This is a genomic window from Streptomyces sp. NPDC047079 (assembly GCF_040643755.1).
GTDB lineage: Bacteria > Actinomycetota > Actinomycetes > Streptomycetales > Streptomycetaceae > Streptomyces.
Map to the genome: position 1 here is coordinate 1 of NZ_JBEYUZ010000067.1, position 1,875 is coordinate 1,875.

Genomic DNA, 1,875 nt, shown 5'->3' on the forward strand with positions numbered 1-1,875 from the left:
GCGCATCAGGTCGCGCATCGTGTGCGAGACGGATCGCGTCGGCCGGGTCGACGGTGGTGAAGTGCTCGCGCAGCGCCTCGGTCGCGGTGATCGGGCGGGGACGCTCGACGGGACTGGCCGACGGCGCGTCGGTCTGTCCGCCGTACATGGATGCGAGGGCCGCATCAGCCCCCTCCCGTACCCGGAGGCGCTGGACGTCGACCAGGCCGGCGCCCAGCTCGGTGTCGCCTACGCCCACGTACCGGGCGAGTCGCCAGTAGCGGCGGACCGCCAGCTTGCGCTGCCACTTACCCGGGTGGCCGTCGGCGACGGCCCGTTGGAACGCGAGCTGCCGGGCGGCGTCGGCGTTGCGGCGCATCACCTCGGCGTCCACGCCCGTCCGGTAGACGACGATGCTGCGGGCGATCAGCCCGAGTCCCTCGGCGGCGCCGGACATGGCCAACGGCGTGACGCCGAACACCGCGGCCTCACGGACGTCGTTGGCGATGGCCACGCCGATGCAGCTGGCGGAGAGGGGGGCGAGCCACATGCCGCCGCGCACCACGGTGGGCGACGACATGGCGAGCATCGTCCGCCCCAGCATGATCAGGGCCAGGATCAAGGTGAGGCCCTCGCCGGCGGCGACGACGCCGGCCGCGGTCGCCTCGCGGTGGAAGGCGGAGACGGCGTTGCTGTAGGTGCCCCAGGCGCCGAAGCCTCCGACGGCGACCATGGCGATGGCGGCCGCGCCGAGGACGACGGCCTGGCCGCGAGTGAGCTCCCGGTGGGTGGTCACTGGCCCTCACCATCCCTGGCGGTCCGGCGGAGGTCAGCGAGTTCCTGCTCGGAGGTGCGGTAGCGGGGCGGCCGGGCCGTGTTCTGCTTCCGCAGGTAAGCGGCCTCCCACTCCAGGCCGTCCGTGGCCTTGCCGGTGAGGATGTCGCGGATGGTGAGCTGGACGAGGTGGATGCGCTCGGAGACGCAAGACTCGTAGCGGACCAGGTCCATACGGTCCCCGCCCGGGTCGGGCAGCGTCAGTACCTCGCCGATCGCGGCGAGCAGGTCGCGCACGGGCCCGGGGATGGTGGAACTTGCGGCCCCGTCGGGGCGCGCGGAAAGATCGGTCATGCCGACTCCTGCCGTAATCAGGATGTTCGGTAGAGGGTCGGGCGGTGCGATCGCCTCCCAGGTGTTCCAGCACCAGGGAGAGCTGCCGTCCGGCCCTCGTCTATTGGGTTGTGTGCTTCTTGATCGCCCTTGCTACGGCGGTCCAGCTGAGGCCGATCTCTTGGGCCACGGCGTAGACGCTGCCGAGTTCGGCGGACCCGTCTTTGAGGGCCTGCGCGCGTCGTTTGAGGGCTGCCTCCGTCTGGCTGGCGAGCTGTTCCAGCAGCTCGTCCTCCTGACGGAGACGGTCCCTCCAGGGGATCGCTTCCATCGAGTCGATGGTATCGCACAGGGGGTTATACGCAACAGGGTGTTGGATAATCGCCATGCTGATCACGCCGCCTCGTTGGGCTGGAAGTGCTGGAGCAGGAGCCAGTCCCGGTCGGAGTTGTAGACGTAGCCGCACCACTGGCAGCACAGCCGGGTCTGCCCCGGCAGGCGGGAGATCACAGCACCGCAGACGACGCCCTCCGCGTCGACCGCGACGCACGTGCCGAGCCTCTGCGGCCGCGGAGCGGGATCGCCGACGATCGACCGGGCCTGCCGCTCCAGCTCCTTCATCTCGCCCGCCAGATCCCCGGCCGCCGGGTAGTGGGTGACGATCCACTCCAGCTCCATGCCGAGCCACCGGCAGTCCGGGGCAAGGTCGGCGGGCGGGGGCGCCCCGTGGTGCGGCCAGCGCTCACGCTGCACATCGACCCGCCACAGGTGCACGACCTCGGCGGCGCG

At 71.1% G+C, this 1,875-nt stretch carries 2 protein-coding genes and 2 pseudogenes; all 4 read right to left on the minus strand.

Annotation, left to right across the window (positions count from 1 at the left end; all coding sequences use genetic code 11):
• A pseudogene (locus ABZ823_RS30880) lies at nt 1–775 on the minus strand (hypothetical protein); the annotation flags it as partial.
• The gene (locus ABZ823_RS30885) at nt 772–1,107 is read right to left on the minus strand and encodes a hypothetical protein (protein WP_361666222.1); all 336 of its coding nucleotides are present in this window, start codon (nt 1,105–1,107) and stop codon (nt 772–774) included. The pseudogene ABZ823_RS30880 and the gene ABZ823_RS30885, both read right to left, overlap by 4 nt.
• 100 nt (nt 1,108–1,207) lie before the next feature.
• Nucleotides 1,208–1,417 carry a hypothetical protein gene (locus ABZ823_RS30890; RefSeq protein WP_361666225.1) on the minus strand — a complete coding sequence of 70 codons (210 nt, stop codon included), beginning with the start codon at nt 1,415–1,417 and terminating at the stop codon, nt 1,208–1,210.
• Nucleotides 1,418–1,479: 62 nt separating this feature from the next.
• Nucleotides 1,480–1,875, minus strand: a pseudogene (locus tag ABZ823_RS30895) (hypothetical protein); the annotation flags it as partial.

Coding starts and splice junctions, on each gene's coding strand:
- ABZ823_RS30885 (WP_361666222.1), bottom strand. CDS start 1,107: ATGACCGATCTTTCCGCGCGCCCCGACGGGGCCGCAAGTTCCACCATC.
- ABZ823_RS30890 (WP_361666225.1), bottom strand. CDS start 1,417: ATGGAAGCGATCCCCTGGAGGGACCGTCTCCGTCAGGAGGACGAGCTG.